This is a genomic window from Sphingomonas sp. LY29 (assembly GCF_035593985.1).
Lineage (GTDB): Bacteria > Pseudomonadota > Alphaproteobacteria > Sphingomonadales > Sphingomonadaceae > Sphingomicrobium.
In genome coordinates, this window is record NZ_CP141587.1 from 1,441,645 (window position 1) to 1,460,195 (window position 18,551).

Here is an 18,551-nt window from a genome sequence, read left to right on the forward strand (position 1 = left end):
CGGGTGATCAGCCCTGGCGCGAATTGGCGGGTGCGCGGAGCTTCAGATTGCGTTCCGCCGCCGGTGCCTTGGCCGGGCGACATTCCGCCATGATCGTCGGAAAATCGAAATCGCCGCTATCGGCGAGAGCCGAAGTGGTCGCCGCCGAACAGGCCTGCTGGCTTTCGTAGCGCGCGGGCATAGTCGCGACCGGCGTGCAGGCGGCCGAACCGTCGGCGCAACCCAGAATGGCAATGACGAAGAAACCGGGACCCATCTTCACTCTCCGTAAGGACTTGGCCCCATAACCGCCGAGAAATTGCAACGGTTCCAATTGCTTCGGCAATTCACGAGTGAATAATTTCGGGAACTATTCGGTCATTAGACCATAGCCGAGCGTCTGGGCCCACTTGTCGAGCGTGGCATTCACGGGCGACAGTTGGTGAGCATAGCGCCGCCACCGGCCCGCCGCCCGGTTATGGAGCGGCTGGGTGACCTGGTCGTAGCTTGGCGTGGCGATCAGTCCGCGGCTCTTTGCGGTCGACCGATGATCCATCATTGCCGGTTTCCATGTCAGGCCGAGCCAGTCGACAAGCGGGCGGATCGACGCTTCGGGATCGTCGATCAGCCGTTCGTAGACGATGTCGAACGTGTCGAGCCTCAGGACCTCCTTCGACTTGAACCACAGGCGGAGCGCCAGGTCATAGAATTCGGCAGCGTCCTCAAGATCGAGGAAATTGGCCATCGCGTCGTTGAGGCGAAAGGCCTGCAGCATGTTGCTGACGAGCGAATCCGCCGGATGGCGCTGCGCGAAAATGATCGGCGCATCGGGAAACAGGCGATTGATCGTCGCCGCGCCCGTCATCGCCAGCGGCAGCTTGTCGATGATCAGCCGTCCGCGACGCTCGGCCGCGACGTGTCGGTCGAGTTCCTCGAAATAGGCGGCGCGTGCGCGGGCCACGGCCTGCTCGTCGGCGGCCTGAGGAGCGCCGAGTTCCATCGCCGCCGCCTCGAGCATTCCCTTTTCCTCGACCACGACCACATCGGGGTGGCCCATCAGAAAGGTGTCGAGAAGGGTCGTCCCCGATCGTGGAAAACCGACTAGGAAGGCTGGCGACGCACGTTCCGGCGCGCTTGCGCGGGCGGCGGGCGCGATCGTGTCGAGCGCGTCGATCGCCTGCCGCAGGCGCTCCCGATGCGCGGCGGCACGGCGACGCCAGTGATCGGCGCCGGGAATAGCAGCGGCTCGCGACCGGGCGGCAGCGAAGGCTCGATCGGCGTTGCCCAGCCGGTCCGCAAGCGTCGCGATCAGCGCAAAGCGCCGCGACGGATCAAAGGGAGTTTCGCTGCCTTCCGCCAGCGACAGCGCATCGTCGAGCCGCCCTTCGCGCTTGGCAAGAAGCGCGCGGGCATAATCGACCTCGCTCCGGGCGTAGCCCTGACGATCGCCATGCTCGATCATTGCCGACAGCGTCGCATCGTCCGCCGTGCGATCGGCCAGCAGGACAAGCGCCAGCCACGCCTCCTTGTCATCGGCGTCGTCGGCCAGCGCCGCCCGATCGATCGCCTTGGCCTCGTCGGTCCGGTCGAGTTGCGCCAGCGCATTCGCCCGGATGCGCAGGACGCTACGCGAGGTCGGAAGCTGGTCGACATGAGCCAGCGCATCGTCCGCTCGGTCGAGGCCGACGAGCAGCGCCGCCAGCCGCTCTCTCCCGCCATGATCGCCAAGGTCGAGTTCGGTCACGCGTACCAGCGCGGCCGCTTCCTCGGGCGCATCGCTGGCCTTGAACGCCGCTTCGGCACGCGTCCGCCACAGCGCGAGCAGCGCTGCGGGGTTTTGCGTCTGAAACGGAAAGGCAAGCGCTTCTTCGGGCTGCCCATTGTCGATCAGCGCGCGCATCAGCGTCATCAGGATTCCGGGGTGCCCAGGGGCGAAGCGCGCGGCCTCCCGCAGCACCGGTATCGCCTGGTCGAAGCGGCCGATCGAGCACCAGGCGGTTCCAATCAGATGCTTGCCCTGCGCCGGAGGCGCGCCCGGGAAGCTGGTCGCGATCAGTGCTTCGGCGGCGGCGGCATCGCCCTCGTTCAACTGCTGGGCGAGGCGAGGAAGGAGGTCGGCGGGGTTGGTCATGGCATCTCTTTGAGGGTGCCGACCGCCGCGTCAACATTGCTTAAGCGCGCCGCGCTTCCTACTTCCGGCGAGATGCCTCCCCTGGACACCACCGACCCGCAAAAGGGCAACCTCGCGGTTTTGTGGCGGTTCCTGCCCGAGCTTTGGCCGAAAGGCGACACCGAGCTTCGCGTTCGAGTGGTGGTCGCGGTGGCGCTGGTGCTCGCGGGCAAGGCGATCACGCTGGCCATGCCGTTCGCCTACAAGGCGATCGTCGACGCCATGTCGGGCGACCGCCAGCTGTGGACCGCCGCGCTGCTGCTGGTGTTCGCTTATGCCGCCGCGCGCCTCGGCGGCGTGCTCGCGGACAATCTGCGCAACGGCATTTTCGAAAAGGTCGGGCAGTCGGCGGCGCGCAGATTGTCGGCGCGGGTCTTTCGCCACGTTCATGCGCTTTCGCTGCGCTTTCACCTGGAGCGGCGAACCGGCAGCCTGACGAAGATCGTCGAGCGCGGGACCAAGAGCATCGACATGATGCTCTATTTCCTGCTGTTCAACATCGCACCGACGATCATCGAGCTGACCGCGATCTGCGTCATCTTCTATTTCAAGTTTGGCCTTGGCCTCGTCGTCGCGACGCTGATCATCGTCGCAGTCTACATCGCCTTCACCCGCGCGGTGACCGAGTGGCGCACGAAGCTGCAGCGCGAGATGAACGACGTCGACAATCGCGCGATCGGGCGCGCGGTCGACAGCCTGCTGAACTACGAAACGGTCAAATATTTCGGCGCCGAGGAGCGCGAGGCCAAGCGCTACGACGAGGCGATCGCCAGCTTCACTCGCGCCGCGGTGCGCAACGAGACGAGCCTCGCTTGGCTCAACGTCGGGCAGAGCGTCATCACCAACCTGATGATGGCGGGCGCGATGGGCTTTACCGTCTGGGGCTGGAGCGAGGGCCGCTTCACGCCCGGCGACGTGGTGCTGGTCAACGCGCTGCTGATGCAACTGTTTCGTCCGCTCGACATGCTCGGCTGGGTCTATCGCTCGATCCGGCAGGGTCTGATCGACATGGAAGCGATGTTCGACCTGACCGACACCCCAGCCGAAGTCGTCGATGCGCCCGACGCGGTCGCGCTGACGGTGCCAAGCGGCCATGTGCGGTTCGAGCGGGTCGCCTTCGGCTACGAGCCCGAGCGGATCATCCTGAAGGGTATCGACCTCGACGTTCCCGCCGGAAGCAGCGTCGCCGTGGTCGGCCCGTCGGGAGCGGGCAAGTCGACGCTCGCGCGGCTGCTGTACCGCTTCTACGATCCCACTGCCGGCCGCATCACGATCGACGGGCAGGATATCGCCAAGGTCACCCAGGCCTCGCTGCGCGGGGCGATCGGGATCGTTCCGCAAGACACGGTGCTGTTCAACGACACCATCGGCTACAACATCGCCTATGGCCGTGAGGGCGCGGGGCAGGATGAGGTCGAGGCAGCCGCCAAGGGCGCGGCGATCGACGGTTTCATCGCCGCGCTTCCGCAGGGCTATGAATCGATGGTGGGCGAGCGCGGGCTCAAGCTGTCGGGCGGCGAGAAGCAGCGCGTCGCGATCGCACGCACGTTGCTGAAGGACCCGCCGATCCTGATCCTCGACGAGGCCACCTCCGCCCTCGATAGCCGGACCGAGGAAGCGATCCAGGCGACGCTCGACGGTGCGACGCGCGGCCGGACCACGATCGTGATCGCGCACCGACTGTCGACGATCGTCGGCGCCGACCAGATCGTCGTGCTCGATGCGGGCCAGGTTGCCGAACGCGGCACCCACGCCGACCTGCTGGCGCGGGGCGGCCTCTATGCCGAGCTATGGATGCGTCAGGCGGCGGAGCGCGAGCTTGAGGAAGTCGCGGAGGGGTAGCAGCCAGCGAGCCGCACCGCGATCGCGGTAGGGATAGCGGGCAAGGATATCGGCATGCTCTTTCTCGTGCCTAGCTGCCCACGCCGGCGACAGGACCGCCAGATAATCCTCCTGAAGCTTGAACCACTGACGACGCGAATCCCGTCCAGGCAGCCACCCTCTACGCTTGGTCCGGAGCGTCATCGAGTAAGCAACCGTCGAGAAGACCCAATACAGCAGTTCGTTGAGGTCGGTCGTCGAACGCCGCTGAAGTTCGTGCCCTCGGTCGCACACAACCCAATCGTAGGTCTTGCCCACTTCGACATGCGGCGTGCCTTCGTTGCGAGAATGGCCATAGCTCGGCAGATACGTCTCAGGCGCGGAAATTCGCTCGCCAAGTTGCTCGATGCGAACCTTCAACGCGGGCAGGTCGAGAAGCTCGGGTGCTGTCATGCCTGTCCCAAATCGCGCAGAAGATCGGTGAACCACGGCACGGTCGCATCGAACGCCTTGCCGCCGGCGATCCGGTCGAATTCGATGGCGCGCAATTCGTCGCCGCGCCCCTCGTCTTCACCCACCACGCCGGATTCGCCGCGCAGCGCCGCGTCGACCGCATAATCGGTGCATCGCTTGATGAGCGCGAGGTCGGCGGCATTGGCGGCGGCGGAACGGGAGAAGTAGCCGCTTTTCTGGACGAGCACCTTTTCGGCGCCGAGATCGGCGGCGAACTTGCGGGCGAGCCATGCGCCCGGGTTGATGCTGTCAATGTGGACATGGCCGAACGGATCGCGCGGGACATCCTCGCCCAGCGCCTCCATCGCTCCGACGATCTCGGTTAGGCCGGCGCCTTCGGACACGAACAGATTGACCCCATCCTGCTCGTCCATGACCGCGCGCAGCCGCTTCCCTTCCTCGCCGATGTCGAACGGACGTTCGGGCAAGTAGACGCCGTGAACGTCCCACCGGGCAGCGGCATTTTCCTCCCATTCGGCGAAGTCGGCGCCCCTCACCCACTGGTGATGCGCGAGCGCGGTCGCGGCGGTGAGCCAGCCGCAGTTGCGACCCATGACCTCGTGAACGACGAGCATGCGCGGGTTCGAGCTATGCTCGGCGATGACATTCCGAGCGTAGAGCGCGCCCTGCTCCGCGGCGGTCCAGGCGCCGAGCGACTGGCGGATGGGGATGATATCGTTGTCGATCGTCTTGGGCAGGCCGACGACGGTCAGCTCGTGATCGTGTTCGCGAAGGTAGACCGCCAGATCGGCCGCTGTGCCGTTGGTATCGTCTCCGCCGATGGTGTGGAGAACATCGACGCCATCGTGCCGCAGCTGGTCCGCCGCGACGTGAAGTGGATCCTCCCCCGGTTTTACGAAGCCCCGCTTGATGCAATCCGCGGCATTGGTGAGCTTGACCCGGCTGTTGCCGATCGGGCTTCCGCCAAAACCATGGAGCTTGTGCGCGGCCGCCCTCACCGCATCGGAGATGTCGACGCGGTCACCGGTCAGCAGGCCGGCAAAGCCGTTGCGATAGGCGATGAGGCGCACGTCGGGCGCGACCTCGGTGTATCGCTCGATCAGCCCGCCGATCGCCGACGACAGGCACGGTGCAAGGCCGCCGGCGGTCAGCATGGCTACGGTGGTCACGGGCATCGCCGGCACCCTGCGCTTTCATCGCCGCGAACGCGACCGGTTTTTAAACAGGAACCGCCGTCGTCGCCGAAGATCCCACCGCTCGCCGGAACAGCCAGGCGGCGATCAGCCAGAGCGCGGTGAAGAAGACGGTAATCGGTCCGGTGAACCCGCCCCCCGCAAGGAGGGCGATCACGAAGGTCGAGGCCTGCGCGACGGCGGTCGCCTTCATCGCCGAAACCATCCACTCCGCGCGGAAGCGGGCGGCGATGGTGGCAAGCAACGCAAAGACCGTGACTCCCAAATAGATCAGATTGACCGGATTATCCTCCGATCCGACGATCCCGACCGCGAGGTTGATCCACATCTGCAGCAGCGCCGCCCAGATCGCGAGGCCGATCCCGGAGGCGTAGGCGAGACGGTCGGGAATACGCTTGGCGACTTCGAACGCGATCCCGACGCCTGAGACCAGCCCGGCCAGGAAGATCGCCTCGCCCGGCAGGTCCCATGCCTCGCCATTCACGGCTCGAAGAACGATCACCGGAATTACCATCAACGCCGTTGCGCCCGCCCACACCTTGCCACTCGTCACGATCGTCATCGTCGATCCTCCTGTTTCGAGGATGGAATGCTGCCCGAGACGCGTGATCGTCATGAGCGAACGATGAGCAAGAGCTGAAAAGCGTCAGGATCGATTTGTCCACCATTCGGCATAAGGCGAATTGCGGACCAGCGTTCGATTGAGGTCGGCGCTGCCATCGTCCCACCACACCGGCCCGCGCTCGCCCAGCCCTCGCTTGGCGCGATCGACCGCCGCGCGAGCCTTCGCGAGCAGGTCTGGATCGCCCTTGGCATCGCGCACCGCGCGGCGGGCATCCATCAACTGGTCGACCAATTGTTGGCGTTCCGTTTCGGACAGACCCGGATTGCTGGCGCGCCACAATCGCGGCCCGGCCTTGCCCTCGACGACGATATAGCGACCGTCCGGGGTTCGCGGCGGCTCGCTCACGCCGCGGCGGTGCTCCAGCCAAGCTGCGGGATGGTGATGCTGCGCTTGCCGGCAAGGTCGGTGCGGCTGACGATCAGGTCGCGGCTCTCGATATACTGCAGCAGCCGGCGCGCGCGGCCGAGGCTGGCGGTGCCGTAACTTGCCGCGATTGCCTCGTCGCTTGGGCACGGTGCGCCGTCGCGCGCGGCGCGGGCGACAAGCAGGAACGGGCCGAGCATGTCGGCGGGAAGCGACGCCCCCGCCTCCAGCGCGGGCGACCAGTCGTCGCTTTCGGCCATGATGCCGGCGCGCGCCATCGACAGGCGGCGGGTAAAGCCCGCCATGTCAAGCGGCGGACGCGGCAAGCCGGCCATCCGGCAGCGCACGGTGAAATCCTGGAACAGCACGGCCGCCGAGCGCGCACCGCTGTCGGGATCGGCTACGATCGCGGTCAGTACGTCAGCCACCGCCGCCGCGGTTTCCTCGGCGTCCTTCGCGGGCATCCGCCCCGCCCGCGCGGGAACGCTTGCGGCCATCGAGGCAAGCAGCGCCTCTGACGGCAAGGGTGCCGGTGCCGAGGGTGGCGGCGGCGGCGCGGGACGGTCGGGCATCGGCGCGAACAGCAGGCCTTGCAGGTCGCTCGACTGGTCAGGGAGCGGCATCAGCTTCGGACAGGACGAGCGCGCCTGCGTTTCGACCGGGCCGATCGCGACGGTGAGTGGCCGCCGTGCGATTGCGGGGCCGAGCGCCAGGAAGGTGCCGCGCGGCAGGTCGCGGATCGCCTCCGCCTGCCGCCGCTCCATGCCCAGCAGGTCGGCCGCGCGCGCCATGTCGATGTCGAGGAAGGTGCGCCCCATCAGGAAGTTGGACGCTTCGGCGGCGACATTCTTGGCGAGCTTTGCCAGCCGCTGCGTCGCGATGACACCCGCCAGCCCGCGCTTGCGGCCCCGACACATTAAATTGGTCATCGCGCCCAGCGAGGCGCGCCGGACTTCCTCGGCCACTTCGCCGCCGCCCGCGGGCGCGAACAGCTGCGCCTCGTCGACCACGACCAGCGCGGGGTACCAATGGTCGCGCGGGGCATCGAACAGGCCCGACAGGAAAGCGGCGGCGCAGCGCATCTGCCCCTCCGCCTCCAGCCCTTCGAGGCTGAGGACGACCGAGGCACGATGCTCGCGCACGCGGCCTGCCAACGTCGCGACGTCGCGCTCGCTATGGTCGGACGCCTCGATCGCGATGTGGCCGTAGCGGTCGGCGAGCGTGACGAAATCGCCTTCTGGATCGATCACCAGCTGCTGCACCGCGCCCGCGCTCCGTTCGAGCAGGCGGCGAAGCAGGTGCGACTTGCCCGACCCGCTGTTGCCCTGGACGAGCAGCCGGGTCGCGAGAAGCTCCTCGAGATCGAGCTCGACGGCTGCGCCGCCGGGCTGGGCACCAAGGTTCACGCTGAACGTCATGACCCGTTCCATGGCAGGGGCAGGAGTCGGTGCGCAAGCTTGCGCGTGACGCCCGGCCCAACGATAGGGGCGGTGTGACCAGCGTGCATCAAGTCCTCCACGACCGTTTCGGCTTTTCCACCTTCCGCGGAGTGCAGGAGGATGTCGTCGCGCGCGCCGTCGCGGGGCAGAACGTCCTCGCGGTAATGCCGACCGGGGCGGGCAAGTCGCTATGCTACCAGCTGCCCGCGTTGATCCGGCCCGGCACAGGGATCGTCATTTCGCCGCTGATCGCGCTGATGCACGACCAAGTTCGTTCGGCGAGCGGGTTCGGCATCCGCGCGGCGGCGCTGACCAGCGTCAGCGAGGACCCGCGCGGGATTCGCGATGCGCTTCGCGACGGCGAACTCGACCTGCTCTACGTCGCGCCCGAGCGGGCCACGACCGAGGATTTCGCGCGGCTGCTCGAAGAGTCGCACATCGCGCTGTTTGCGATCGACGAGGCGCATTGCGTCAGCGAGTGGGGCCACGACTTCCGCCCCGATTATCGCCTGCTGCGTCCGCTTCTCGACCGGTTCCGCGAGGCGCCCCGCCTTGCCCTCACCGCGACCGCCGACCGCCGCACCCGCGCCGACATCCTCGTCCAGCTAGGCATCGGCGAGGACGGCCTGATCGTCGCCGGCTTCGATCGCCCAAACATCCGCTATCACGTTCGCCCGCGCGACGGCGTCTCCAGCCAGCTTAGGACCCTACTCAAGGACCAGCCCGGTCCCGGCATCGTCTATGCCACCAGCCGCAACGCGACTGAGAAATTGGCCGAGCAATTGGGCTCAGGCGGTCGGCGGACGCTCGCCTATCACGCCGGGCTCGACGGCTCGGTGCGGCACCGCAACCAGGAAGCCTTCGTCGATTCCGAGGACATGGTCATCGCCGCCACGGTCGCGTTCGGGATGGGCATCGACAAGCCCGATGTGCGCTTCGTCGCGCATGCCGGCATCCCCAAGTCGATCGAGGCCTATTATCAGGAAACCGGCCGCGCGGGCCGCGACGGCGATCCGGCCGAGGCGTGGTTGTTTTGGGGCGCCGACGACTTTGCCCGCGCCCGCCGCCGCGTCGAGACCGAGGTCGAGCCCGAGCGCCGCCCGCAGGAGCGCGACCGCCTCAACGCGCTTGCGGCCTTCGTCGAATCCGCCACCTGCCGCCGTGCGATCCTGCTTCGCCACTTCGGCGAGGATCCACCCGCGACCTGCGGGAATTGCGACAACTGCATCGATCCGCCCGCAACGATGGACGTCACCACCGTCGCGCAGAAGCTGCTGAGCGCGGCCTTTCGTACCGAAATGCGGTTCGGCGTGGCGCACCTGGCCGCGGTGCTGGGCGGCGACGACAATGAAAAGGTGCGCCAGTTCGGACATCACCAGCTGTCGGTGTTCGGGATCATGACCCCCGACGAACTCGCGCTGGTGCGACCGGTGGCGCGGTCGCTGCAGGCGCGCGACGCGCTTCGGGCCGACGATTATGGGGGCTTGAGCTTCGGACCCGGCGCCAAGCCGATCCTGAAAGGCGAAGAGAAGCTCGTCATCGCGGTGCCACCGGCCAAGCGTCGGGGATCGCGGAGCAAGAGCGGCGAAGAGTTTGCGCACGATCCGTTGTTCGAGGCGCTGCGGACGTGGCGCCGCGTCCAGGCCAAGGAACTGGGCGTGCCGCCGTACGTCATCTTTCATGATTCGACGCTTCGCGGCGTGGCCGCCGCCAAGCCGTCCACGCTGTCGGCCCTTTCGCGCATCGAGGGGATCGGCGATACGAAACTGGAGCGTCACGGCGAGTCGTTGCTCGCCGCGCTCGACGCCGCACTGGAGAATGGACATGGCACGGCAGCTTGACGAACGGACCCTGATCGATGGCCAGATCGCGCCCGGCGACATCGCCGCGCTCAAGGAGCAGGGCGTGACCCTGATCGTCAACAATCGCCCCGACGGCGAGGACGAAGGCCAGCCGACCAGCGATGAGATCGAGAGCGCGGCCACCGCGGCGGGCATCCACTACCGCCACGTCCCCATCGTTCGCGGCATGGGTCCGTCGGATATCGAGGCGATGCGCGAGGCGATGCACAGCGCGGGCGACGGCAAGCTGCTCGCCTTCTGCCGCTCGGGCAATCGATCGGTGCTGGCATGGGCGGTCGCGAAGAACGAGGACGGCGTGAAGCGCGCCGAGCTCGATCGCTGCGCCGAAGGTGCGGGCTTCACGCTCGACCCGGTCGCGCACCTGTTGAAGGACTAGGCGCGGTCCTCGTCGAGGATCCGGCGCGCATCGTCGAGGTCGTCGTCGATCACCATCAGGCGCACCCAGATCAGGCCGCCGCCGCCGAAGAAGCTGTTCGCTTCCGCGTCGAGGATGACCGCGTCGATCCCCTCGGCGCCAAGCGCCAGCCGTGCGAGATCGGCCTCGACCCGGGTGGCGAACCGCCCGAGTTCGACGAGGCTCAACCCGTACCGCCGACGGTGATCCCGTCGATCAGCAGCGTCGGCTGTCCAACGCCCGCCGGGACCGATTGCCCGCCCTTGCCGCAGACCCCGACACCTTCGTCCAGCGCCATGTCGTTGCCGATGCCCTTGACCCGCGTCAGCACGCTCGGCCCGTCACCGATCAGCGTCGCGCCCTTCACCGGCGCGCCGATCTTCCCGCCCTCGATGCGATAGGCCTCGGTGCAGGAGAAGACGAACTTACCGCTGGTGATGTCGACCTGCCCGCCGCCGAAGCTCTTGGCGAAGATGCCGTCCTTGACCCGTGTAATCAGCTCGGCCGGATCGTCCTGGCCACCGAGCATGAAGGTGTTGGTCATGCGCGGCATCGGCGCGTGCGCGAAGCTTTCGCGGCGGCCGTTGCCGGTTGCCTTCATCCCCATCAGCCGCGCGTTCAGACGATCGTTGATGTAGCCGGTGAGGATGCCGTCCTCGATCAGCGTGGTGCGCCCGGTCGGCGTGCCCTCGTCGTCGATGCTCAGACTGCCGCGACGATTTTCGATCGCGCCTTCGTCAATCACGGTGACGCCGGGCGCGGCGACGCGTTCGCCGATCCGCCCCGAAAAGGCCGAGGTGCCCTTGCGGTTGAAATCGCCCTCAAGCCCGTGGCCGACGGCTTCGTGAAGCAGCACCCCGCACCATCCTGGACCGAGCACGACCGGCATTTCGCCAGCAGGCGCAGCCACGCTGTCGAGGTTCACCAGCGCCTGCGCCAGCGCGACGTCGATCGCGCGGTTCCAGGTCGCGGGCTCGAATAGCCCGTCGTAGAGGTAGCGACCGCCGAGGCCGTGGCTGCCGGTTTCGCGGCGGTCACCCTGTTTGGCGACGATCGACACGTTGAGGCGGACGAGCGGGCGGATGTCGGTCGCAACGAAACCATCGGCGCGGACGATTTCGACCACCGACCAGCTTCCCGTCAGCGAAACGCTAACCTGTGCCACGCGCGGACCGCGGGCGCGGGCGGCGGCGTCAATTTCCTGGCAAAGCGCGACCTTGCGCGCGAACGGGATCGCCGACAGCGGATCGCCCTCGACATACATCGCGCGGTTGGTGCGCGGCGGCGACGCGGACGGGCCGGCGGTGGCCAGATCGAGCAGCTTCAGCGTCTTCGCGGCGCGGTCGATCGCGGCGGCGCTGATTTCGTTGGCATGGGCGAAGGCGGTCGTCTCCCCCGTCACGCCGCGAAGGCCGAAGCCCGATCCGCTGTGATAGTCGGCGGTTTTCAGCCGTCCGTCATCGAAGCCGAACGCTTCGGAAATGCTGTACTGGAGGTAGAGCTCGCCATCGTCGTGCGCGGCGAGGTGACGCGCTGCGAGCCGCTGCGCCTCAGCCGGATCGAGCTGGCGATAAAGGAGGTCGCGCGGGCTGGCGGTGCTCATGAGCCTTCCGGCGCTGCAGGTGCGTCGGCAGGACCGCCTTCGAGCACGAAGCGGCGGTCGCAATAACCGCAGTCGACGAAACCGACCTCGTCATCGATCTGGTAATAGACGCGCGGGTGGCCGAGCGCGGCGGAGACCTGCCCCGATCCGTCGCAAGCGACGCGGTGGCTGGTGGTGCGGATGGTTTCGGGTGGAGGCATCGCGGTCATGACACCGCACGTAGCAATCGCATCCGCGCGCTTCAATGCGGCGCCCGAGATAGTTGGCGGCGGTCGACAGACCTCAACAGAGAAGCGGCGGCCGCCGGGGATCAACCCTGGCAGCCGCCACCATGCACATCGACGAGAGTGGGGTCCCGCCGCTGCGGCAATTCTTACTGGTAGTCGGCGGTGACGTTGAAGTCCGCCTTGTAGAGGCCGTTCGGCTGGTTCGCGGCAATCGCGAAGGTGCCGCCGACGCCGACGAGGAACGTGCCGTCCGTGCCGATCGTGCGCGTCGTGGTGTTGGCGGTGTCGAAGACCATCGACGACACGGCGATGGTGTCGGCGACGTTGCTGGTGCTGACGAGCAGATTGCCGGTCGGCGGTGCGAGCTTCAGGACGACGCGCTGCGCCGGGGTGCCGGCGCCGGCGAAGGTGGCGCGGCTGCCGGCGTTCGACGCGACCTGCGTGATGCCGCCGGTGACGCTGCGGTTGCCGGTGTCGGCGTTGATCGTGACCGTGCCCGCGACCGTGCTGGCCAGGATGGTGCCGAAGTCGAGGTCAGTGACCTTCGTCAGCGTCAGCGGCTGAAGCACCAGGCCACGCGCTTCGGCGGTGGCGGTGTCGGTGCCCGGCGTGCTCTGGGCGAAGGCGGGGGTGGCGAAAAGAGCGAGGGCGGCGGTGGCCGCCAGCGTGTTGATAAGGCGCATATACATGGTTCCCGACAAGTTGATCTTGCGGGTTCAATGATGATCGGCGCGCCTCAACGTTGCTTCAATGAGAAGGGTGCGCCGCGGATTAACCAGACGCGTGAAGACTTTCGACGATCAGGGATATTGGATCGTGACGTCGATTTCGCCGGTGTAGACCCCGTCGACCGTGCCCGCCGGGACGGTAATCCGGGCACCCACGCCGAAAGTGAAGCTCTGCGCCTGGGCCAGTGCCCGTTTGTCCTGCCCGTCGAGCGTGAATTGGTCGACCGTCAGCGTTTCGGTCCCGCCCACGCGTCGGATCAGGATGGGCTGATTGGGCACGCGGATATTGACCACGGTCTGCTTCGTCGCCGCCCCTTGGTAGAGCGCGCGCGACGGCGTTCCCGCAAGGTGGAGAAGACCGCCGGTGACCGTCATTGCGCCGGTGAACGGGTTGATCGTCGCGGTGCCGCCAGTGGTCACGCCAAGCGTCGCGAAATCGAGGTTGCCCAGCCGCGACAGGCTCATCGGCCGGATCAGCGTGACCTCCCCCGTCGCCTGGGGCGACGCCGCGATCGGCGCAGCAAAACCCGCTGCCGGACACAGCAGGAGCATCACGCCGCCAAGGACGGGGAATCGGAGAACACGAACCATGCCCCCGCTCTACGAGGGTTAACGGTAAGGAAAGGATGACGGGTAGGGTTAACGGCGACTTTACCCTTCGCGCTTTCGCCAGGTGGCATGCGCGGCTATGCGAATCGCATGACCGACCAAGCCCCTGCCATCGTCATTCGCGACCTCGCCAAGACCTACAGCGGCAAGGGCAGCCCGCCCAAGCGCGCGCTCGACGGCGTTTCGTTCGACGTGCCGCGCGGCCAGATCTTCGGATTGCTGGGTCCGAACGGCGCCGGAAAGTCCACTCTCATCAATATCTTGGCGGGGATGGTCGTGAAAACATCGGGGTCCGCGGAGGTGTGGGGCTTCGACATCACGAAAAATCCGCGCAACGCCAAGCGCTCGATCGGGATCGTGCCGCAGGAATTGGTGTTCGACCCCTTTTTCACGCCGCGCGAAGCACTGGAAATCCAGGCAGGGCTGTACGGCGTGCCCAAGGCCGAGCGGATTACCGAGGCGCTGCTGGCCGCGGTCCGCCTGTCGGACAAGGCCGACGCCTATGCGCGCACGCTGTCGGGGGGCATGAAGCGCCGCCTGCTGGTCGCGAAGGCAATGGTCCATTCGCCGCCGATCCTGGTGCTCGACGAGCCGACCGCGGGCGTCGACATCGAGCTGCGTCAGCAATTGTGGGACTATGTGAAGGGCCTCAACGACCAGGGGGTGACCGTGGTGCTGACCACCCACTACCTCGAGGAAGCCGAGCAATTGTGCGACCGGATCGCGATAATCAATCACGGAAAGCTGATCGCCAACGAGCCGACGCGCGAGTTGATCGCCAAGGCGCAGGACAAGGCGGTGGTGGTCGAAGTCGATCGCGACCTCACCGGAACGCCCGAAAATCGCTGCTTCGACAAGATCGAGCAGCTGGGCCCGCGCACGCTGGAGATCACCTACCGCAAGGACCGGGTCAATGCGGGCGACGTACTGACCGCGCTGGCCGCCGACGGCCTTGGCATCGTCGACGTGTCGACGCGCGATCCCGACCTTGAGGACGTGTTCCTGTCGCTGACGCGGGACGTGGCTTGAGCGCGCGCAGTTTCGATGTCCTCGTCATCGGGTCGGGCGCGGCGGGGCTGACCGCGGCGCTGACGCTGGCGCCGACCAAACGGGTCGGGGTGATCGCCAAGGGCCGACTCAATGAAGGCGCGACCGGATGGGCGCAGGGCGGCGTCGCCGCGGTGCTGGAAGAAGGCGACAGCTTCGAATCGCACGTGCGCGACACGATGATCGCGGGCGCGGGCCTCAACAACCAGGCGGTGGTCGAGCATGTCGTCGGCGGCGCCCCCGCCGCAATCGCACGGCTGGCCGAGCTTGGCGTTCCGTTCAACCTCGACGGCGACGGCGGGGCGACGGTCAGCGGCGGCTGGCATCTGACGCGCGAGGGCGGGCATAGCCATCGGCGCATCGTTCACGTCGCCGACGCGACCGGCTGGGCGATCCAGCTGGCGCTGGAAAAGGCCGCTGCCGAGCATCCCAACATCACGCTGATCCCCGACATGGTCGCGATCGACCTGGTCACCGGGCGCCACGCGGCCGAGTTCAGCACGTCGGGCGCCGTGCACGGACTGTACGCGTTCGACCGGACCAGCGGGCGGGTCGAAACGCTGCTGGCCAACGCGACCATCCTGGCGACGGGCGGCGCGGGCCGCGCCTATCTTTATTCCACCGCGCCGCGCGGCGCGACCGGCGACGGAATCGCGATGGCGTGGCGCGCGGGCTGCCGGGTCAGCAATATGGAATTCATGCAATTCCACCCGACCTGCCTCTACAATCTGGAGGTCAAGAATTTCCTGATCACCGAGGCGGTGCGCGGCGAAGGCGGGATCCTGAAGCACCCGGTTACCGGTCATCGCTTCATGCCCGATACCGATGAGCGCGGAGAGCTGGCGCCGCGCGATATCGTCGCGCGCGCGATCGACAGCGAGATCAAGCGCGACGGGCTGGATTACGTGCACCTCGATATCAGCCACCGCGAGCCCGAGTTCGTGAAGGCGCACTTCCCCAACATCTACGAAAAGCTGCTGGGGCTTGGCATCGACATCACCACCCAGCCGATCCCGGTGGTGCCGGCGCAGCATTACACCTGCGGCGGCGTGCTGGTCGACATCGACGGCCGCACCGACGCGCCCGGCCTCTATGCCGCGGGGGAAGTGACTCAGTCGGGGCTGCACGGTGCGAACCGGTTGGCGTCCAATTCACTGCTGGAATGCTTCGTGTTCGGCGAGGCGGCGGCGCGCGATATCCTGGCGCGCTGGGACGAACTTGGCCTCCCGCCCGCGATCCGCGCGTGGGACGAAAGCCGCGTGACCGACAGCGACGAGGAAGTCGTCATCCAGCAATGCTGGGGTGAGATCCGCCGCTTCATGTGGAATTTCGTCGGCATCGTCCGCACCACCAAGCGGCTGGAACGCGCGCAGCACCGTATCGACCTGCTGCGGCAGGAAGTGGCCGATTACTACAAGCACTTCCGCGTGACCCCCGACCTGATCGAGCTTCGCAACCTGGTCGAGGTCGCCGACCTGATCGTCCGAAGCGCACTATCCCGCCACGAAAGCCGCGGGCTGCACTTCACGCTCGATTATCCGCAGATGGCCGATGAAGCGGTGGATACGGTGCTGGTGCCGTGAGGTGGCAGAAGCCAATCTGACCGCCTGCCAAGCCTTACTGTATCCGTCGCGCTATCGCGTCAGAGGGCGCAGCAGGATGCCGGTCGGTGGTTCCGCCAGCAGCAGGCGACCATCGCCCTGGCGGTCGACGCTAAGATAAGAGTTACTGATGATTTCCGGGCCGATTCCCTCGGCGAACTTGCCCGTGCAGGCCTTCCCCGAAATCCTTGCGTCCCGACCCTTGAAGATCGGCCGGAGGTCGCCGTTGGAGGAGTAGCTAATCGCGTAGCGCCCGGTGGCTCTTCGGCACCCGAAGCGTGCGTCGAACGTGGTGCCGGAAAAGGTGACGGTGAAGTCCGTGCGACTGCCCGTGTCGACCCCGTTGACGCCTTCGACCGACCAAGCGGTTCCGCCGAGGCCGGCCGGATCTTGTCGCACCGGTGTCGTGGCATAAGCAGACACGGCAAGTGCGAGCGCGGTGATGGGAAGTGGCAAGACACGATCGAAGGTACGCATAATGATCTCCCGAATGCGGACGACCAACGAATTTCGTTTCTGATCTTTCCGCTTCGAGCGACGTCACGTCTTCGATGGGACGAGATCCGACCGTCCGCTATTGGTGGAGAGCGGACATGACCTGGAACCGTGCCCAAGCTACGTGTATTGTGCTTACGATACACCGATTTTGGCGGAGAGAGGTATGGCGCAGGAGTTTAGTGACGAGCAGATCCGGATCGAGCTAAAACGGATGGTAGAGGACTTCCAATCTGCAACTCTAAGTGAGCTCAATGATGTCGTGAGCCAAGCCGAGGGCACCCTAGGCGCGACGGAACAACAAGTGGGTAATGTGCGTGACAAGATCGAAGCTGCCAAGATGGACCTGTCGCTTCGAACTCGACAGATAATGGACTTCATAGATCGGCAGTGATTCTGGGTAGCGTGAATGTCCGCAATGGGTCGATAGCGGACATCACCAATCGATCGATGCTCAGCGCAGCTTGCTCACCTTCAGCCCGTCCTGCTTGGCGCGGGCCTGGATCGATTCTTCGCTTCGGGTCATCGCCTTGCTGATCGCCTTCAGGCTCATTCCCTTCCCCGCCAACAGGTGAAGCTTCTGCACCTCGTCCTGGGTCCAGGGCTGGCGGTGGCGCTGGAATCGTTCGGTCATGCGCGTCTCTCCTTCGCTGCAGCCATCGCGCGCCGACTTTGCTACGACAAGGGGCATGAGCGGGGCATTGTCCGATCGGCTGGAATGCGCGACCTGTCCGGTGCGCGAACGCGCGGCGTGCGCGGCGCTGGACAAGGCGCAACGCGGCGACCTGGCGCGGCTTGGTCGGCGGCGGCGCGTCGCGAGGGGCGACACGGTGTTCGCCGCAGGTGACGACAGCGGGTCCTGCGCCACGCTGGTGAGCGGCGCCTTGAAAATCGCGAGCTATGGCGTCGATGGAACCGAGCGCGTGCTGAGCCTCGTCCATCCGGCGGGCTTCGTCGGCGAAATGTTCGCCCCCGTCGCTCATCACGACGTCGTCGCGATTGCCGACAGCGAATTATGCGTCTTTTCGCGCGCCGATTATGACGAGGCGATCGACCGGTTTCCGGCGCTGGCCAAGGCGCTGCTTCGGCGATCGACCGAGGAATTATTCGCCACGCGGTCGCTGGTCGAACTGCAGTCGCGGCGCGATTCGCGGGGCCGCGTCGCCGCCTTCCTTTTGGCGATGGCCCGCGCGGCGAGCCATTCGCCATGCCATGCCGCCGAGCGATTCGACCTGCCGCTGACCCGCGGGGAGATCGCCAGCCTGCTGGGCATCACCATCGAGACCGTCAGTCGGCAGCTGACCGCGCTGGAGAAAGAGGGTGTGATCGGACGCGCCGGACCGCGCGGCATCGAGCTGCGCGATCTGGATCGGCTGGAGATCCTTGCGGGTTAGGCAAACGCCGCGATGAGGACGACGGCGATTCCCCAGGCCAGGATCAGAACGGGAAGGACGAGGACCTGCACCGCCGCCTCGCCGCCGCTTGACCGGCCGGTAAAGGTATCGACGCCCTCATCGAACAGGCGGCGCAGGCTCATCGCCCGGCCTGGGTTCTCCGGGCCCATCGTCGCCCACAGCATCGGCACAACATAGAAGCCGACGGTGAAGATGACGAAGATCGCCATCGGCAGGATCATTTCGGGATGCGGAAAGCCGATCGCCGTGACGCCGAGGTAGGCGAGGAACAGCCCGAAGAAGCCCGCATGGAGCGAGGTCGGCAGATTGAAGGTTCGGTCGGTGCAGGCGCGCGGAGCGGCGGGGGGCTGCGCCAGCTGGCGAGTGGCGACGAGCAGCTTGGGATCGACATGAACGGACATGACCGGAACACTCCTTGTTGAGGGTTCAAGTCGTAAGCTTTGGAAGCGCGACGCGCTTTGACATCGGTCAAACGCTGGAATCGCGCGCTTAGCCTGCTAAGGCTG

At 66.5% G+C, this 18,551-nt stretch carries 22 protein-coding genes; 7 read left to right on the forward strand and 15 right to left on the reverse strand.

What is annotated here, in order from left to right:
- Positions 1–7 precede the first annotated feature (7 nt).
- Together SH584_RS07290 and SH584_RS07295 are read right to left on the reverse strand one after the other, a co-directional pair.
- Positions 8–256 carry a hypothetical protein gene (locus SH584_RS07290; protein ID WP_324805921.1) on the reverse strand — a complete coding sequence of 83 codons (249 nt, stop codon included), beginning with the start codon at positions 254–256 and terminating at the stop codon, positions 8–10.
- Positions 257–349: 93 nt separating this feature from the next.
- The gene (locus SH584_RS07295) at positions 350–2,110 is read right to left on the reverse strand and encodes a tetratricopeptide repeat-containing sulfotransferase family protein (protein WP_324805923.1); all 1,761 of its coding nucleotides are present in this window, start codon (positions 2,108–2,110) and stop codon (positions 350–352) included.
- Between the two features lie 72 nt (positions 2,111–2,182).
- On the opposite strand from SH584_RS07295, the gene SH584_RS07300 reads away from it, so the two are divergent.
- Entirely contained in the window at positions 2,183–3,991 is a 1,809-nt protein-coding gene (locus tag SH584_RS07300; RefSeq protein ID WP_324805925.1) for an ABCB family ABC transporter ATP-binding protein/permease, read from the forward strand.
- On the opposite strand, the gene SH584_RS07305 is transcribed toward SH584_RS07300, so the two are convergent.
- The 5 genes from SH584_RS07305 to SH584_RS07325 all read right to left on the reverse strand — a co-directional run bounded on the left by SH584_RS07305 (position 3,938) and on the right by SH584_RS07325 (position 8,043).
- Positions 3,938–4,423, reverse strand: a complete 486-nt coding sequence (locus SH584_RS07305) for an Imm63 family immunity protein (protein ID WP_324805927.1) — start codon at positions 4,421–4,423, stop codon at positions 3,938–3,940. The two genes, SH584_RS07300 and SH584_RS07305, sit on opposite strands and share 54 nt — an antisense overlap.
- On the reverse strand, positions 4,420–5,613 hold the full coding sequence (locus SH584_RS07310; protein ID WP_324805928.1) for a pyrophosphate--fructose-6-phosphate 1-phosphotransferase: 1,194 nt from the start codon (positions 5,611–5,613) through the stop codon (positions 4,420–4,422). The genes SH584_RS07305 and SH584_RS07310 overlap by 4 nt, the downstream gene beginning before the upstream one ends.
- Before the next feature lie 49 nt (positions 5,614–5,662).
- Positions 5,663–6,199, reverse strand: coding sequence for a hypothetical protein (locus SH584_RS07315; protein ID WP_324805929.1), 537 nt, complete (start codon positions 6,197–6,199; stop codon positions 5,663–5,665).
- Between the two features lie 84 nt (positions 6,200–6,283).
- Positions 6,284–6,607: a hypothetical protein gene (locus SH584_RS07320; protein ID WP_322841848.1), complete on the reverse strand. Its 324-nt coding sequence runs from the start codon at positions 6,605–6,607 to the stop codon at positions 6,284–6,286.
- The gene (locus SH584_RS07325) at positions 6,604–8,043 is read right to left on the reverse strand and encodes an ATP-binding protein (RefSeq protein WP_324805930.1); all 1,440 of its coding nucleotides are present in this window, start codon (positions 8,041–8,043) and stop codon (positions 6,604–6,606) included. Before SH584_RS07325 ends, SH584_RS07320 begins: the two co-directional genes overlap by 4 nt.
- 74 nt (positions 8,044–8,117) lie before the next feature.
- On the opposite strand from SH584_RS07325, the gene recQ reads away from it, so the two are divergent.
- Together recQ and SH584_RS07335 are read left to right on the forward strand one after the other, a co-directional pair.
- Positions 8,118–9,905, forward strand: coding sequence for a DNA helicase RecQ (recQ, locus tag SH584_RS07330; protein WP_324805932.1), 1,788 nt, complete (start codon positions 8,118–8,120; stop codon positions 9,903–9,905).
- Positions 9,889–10,302, forward strand: a complete 414-nt coding sequence (locus SH584_RS07335) for a protein tyrosine phosphatase family protein (protein WP_324805934.1) — start codon at positions 9,889–9,891, stop codon at positions 10,300–10,302. The genes recQ and SH584_RS07335 overlap by 17 nt, the downstream gene beginning before the upstream one ends.
- Here SH584_RS07335 and SH584_RS07340 read toward each other — a convergent pair.
- The 5 genes from SH584_RS07340 to SH584_RS07360 form a co-directional block, all read right to left on the reverse strand.
- Entirely contained in the window at positions 10,299–10,508 is a 210-nt protein-coding gene (locus tag SH584_RS07340; RefSeq protein ID WP_324805936.1) for a putative signal transducing protein, read from the reverse strand. The genes SH584_RS07335 and SH584_RS07340 overlap by 4 nt on opposite strands.
- Positions 10,505–11,923: a metalloprotease TldD gene (gene tldD / locus SH584_RS07345; RefSeq protein WP_324805938.1), complete on the reverse strand. Its 1,419-nt coding sequence runs from the start codon at positions 11,921–11,923 to the stop codon at positions 10,505–10,507. The genes SH584_RS07340 and tldD overlap by 4 nt, the downstream gene beginning before the upstream one ends.
- Entirely contained in the window at positions 11,920–12,132 is a 213-nt protein-coding gene (locus SH584_RS07350) for a zinc-finger domain-containing protein (protein WP_322841842.1), read from the reverse strand. The genes tldD and SH584_RS07350 overlap by 4 nt, the downstream gene beginning before the upstream one ends.
- A 164-nt stretch (positions 12,133–12,296) precedes the next feature.
- On the reverse strand, positions 12,297–12,839 hold the full coding sequence (locus SH584_RS07355) for a DUF4402 domain-containing protein (RefSeq protein WP_324805942.1): 543 nt from the start codon (positions 12,837–12,839) through the stop codon (positions 12,297–12,299).
- 111 nt (positions 12,840–12,950) lie between these two features.
- Entirely contained in the window at positions 12,951–13,469 is a 519-nt protein-coding gene (locus tag SH584_RS07360) for a DUF4402 domain-containing protein (protein ID WP_324805944.1), read from the reverse strand.
- Between the two features lie 108 nt (positions 13,470–13,577).
- On the opposite strand from SH584_RS07360, the gene SH584_RS07365 reads away from it, so the two are divergent.
- Both SH584_RS07365 and nadB read left to right on the forward strand, forming a co-directional pair.
- The gene (locus SH584_RS07365) at positions 13,578–14,516 is read left to right on the forward strand and encodes an ABC transporter ATP-binding protein (protein ID WP_322841839.1); all 939 of its coding nucleotides are present in this window, start codon (positions 13,578–13,580) and stop codon (positions 14,514–14,516) included.
- Entirely contained in the window at positions 14,513–16,117 is a 1,605-nt protein-coding gene (nadB, locus tag SH584_RS07370) for an L-aspartate oxidase (RefSeq protein ID WP_324805946.1), read from the forward strand. The genes SH584_RS07365 and nadB overlap by 4 nt, the downstream gene beginning before the upstream one ends.
- Positions 16,118–16,168: 51 nt before the next feature.
- Here nadB and SH584_RS07375 read toward each other — a convergent pair whose 3' ends face one another.
- Positions 16,169–16,639, reverse strand: a complete 471-nt coding sequence (locus SH584_RS07375) for a hypothetical protein (RefSeq protein ID WP_324805948.1) — start codon at positions 16,637–16,639, stop codon at positions 16,169–16,171.
- A gap of 157 nt (positions 16,640–16,796) precedes the next feature.
- On the opposite strand from SH584_RS07375, the gene SH584_RS07380 reads away from it, so the two are divergent.
- Entirely contained in the window at positions 16,797–17,024 is a 228-nt protein-coding gene (locus SH584_RS07380) for a hypothetical protein (RefSeq protein WP_324805950.1), read from the forward strand.
- Between the two features lie 60 nt (positions 17,025–17,084).
- On the opposite strand, the gene SH584_RS07385 is transcribed toward SH584_RS07380, so the two are convergent.
- A complete protein-coding gene (locus SH584_RS07385; protein ID WP_322841835.1) occupies positions 17,085–17,264 on the reverse strand; it encodes a hypothetical protein in 180 nt (59 codons plus the stop codon).
- Between the two features lie 55 nt (positions 17,265–17,319).
- Between SH584_RS07385 and SH584_RS07390 the strand changes: the two genes are divergently transcribed.
- Positions 17,320–18,024 carry a Crp/Fnr family transcriptional regulator gene (locus SH584_RS07390; RefSeq protein ID WP_324805952.1) on the forward strand — a complete coding sequence of 235 codons (705 nt, stop codon included), beginning with the start codon at positions 17,320–17,322 and terminating at the stop codon, positions 18,022–18,024.
- On the opposite strand, the gene SH584_RS07395 is transcribed toward SH584_RS07390, so the two are convergent.
- Complete coding sequence (locus SH584_RS07395) at positions 18,021–18,446, reverse strand: hypothetical protein (protein ID WP_324805954.1); 426 nt, start codon at positions 18,444–18,446, stop codon at positions 18,021–18,023. The genes SH584_RS07390 and SH584_RS07395 overlap by 4 nt on opposite strands.
- Positions 18,447–18,551: the final 105 nt, after the last annotated feature.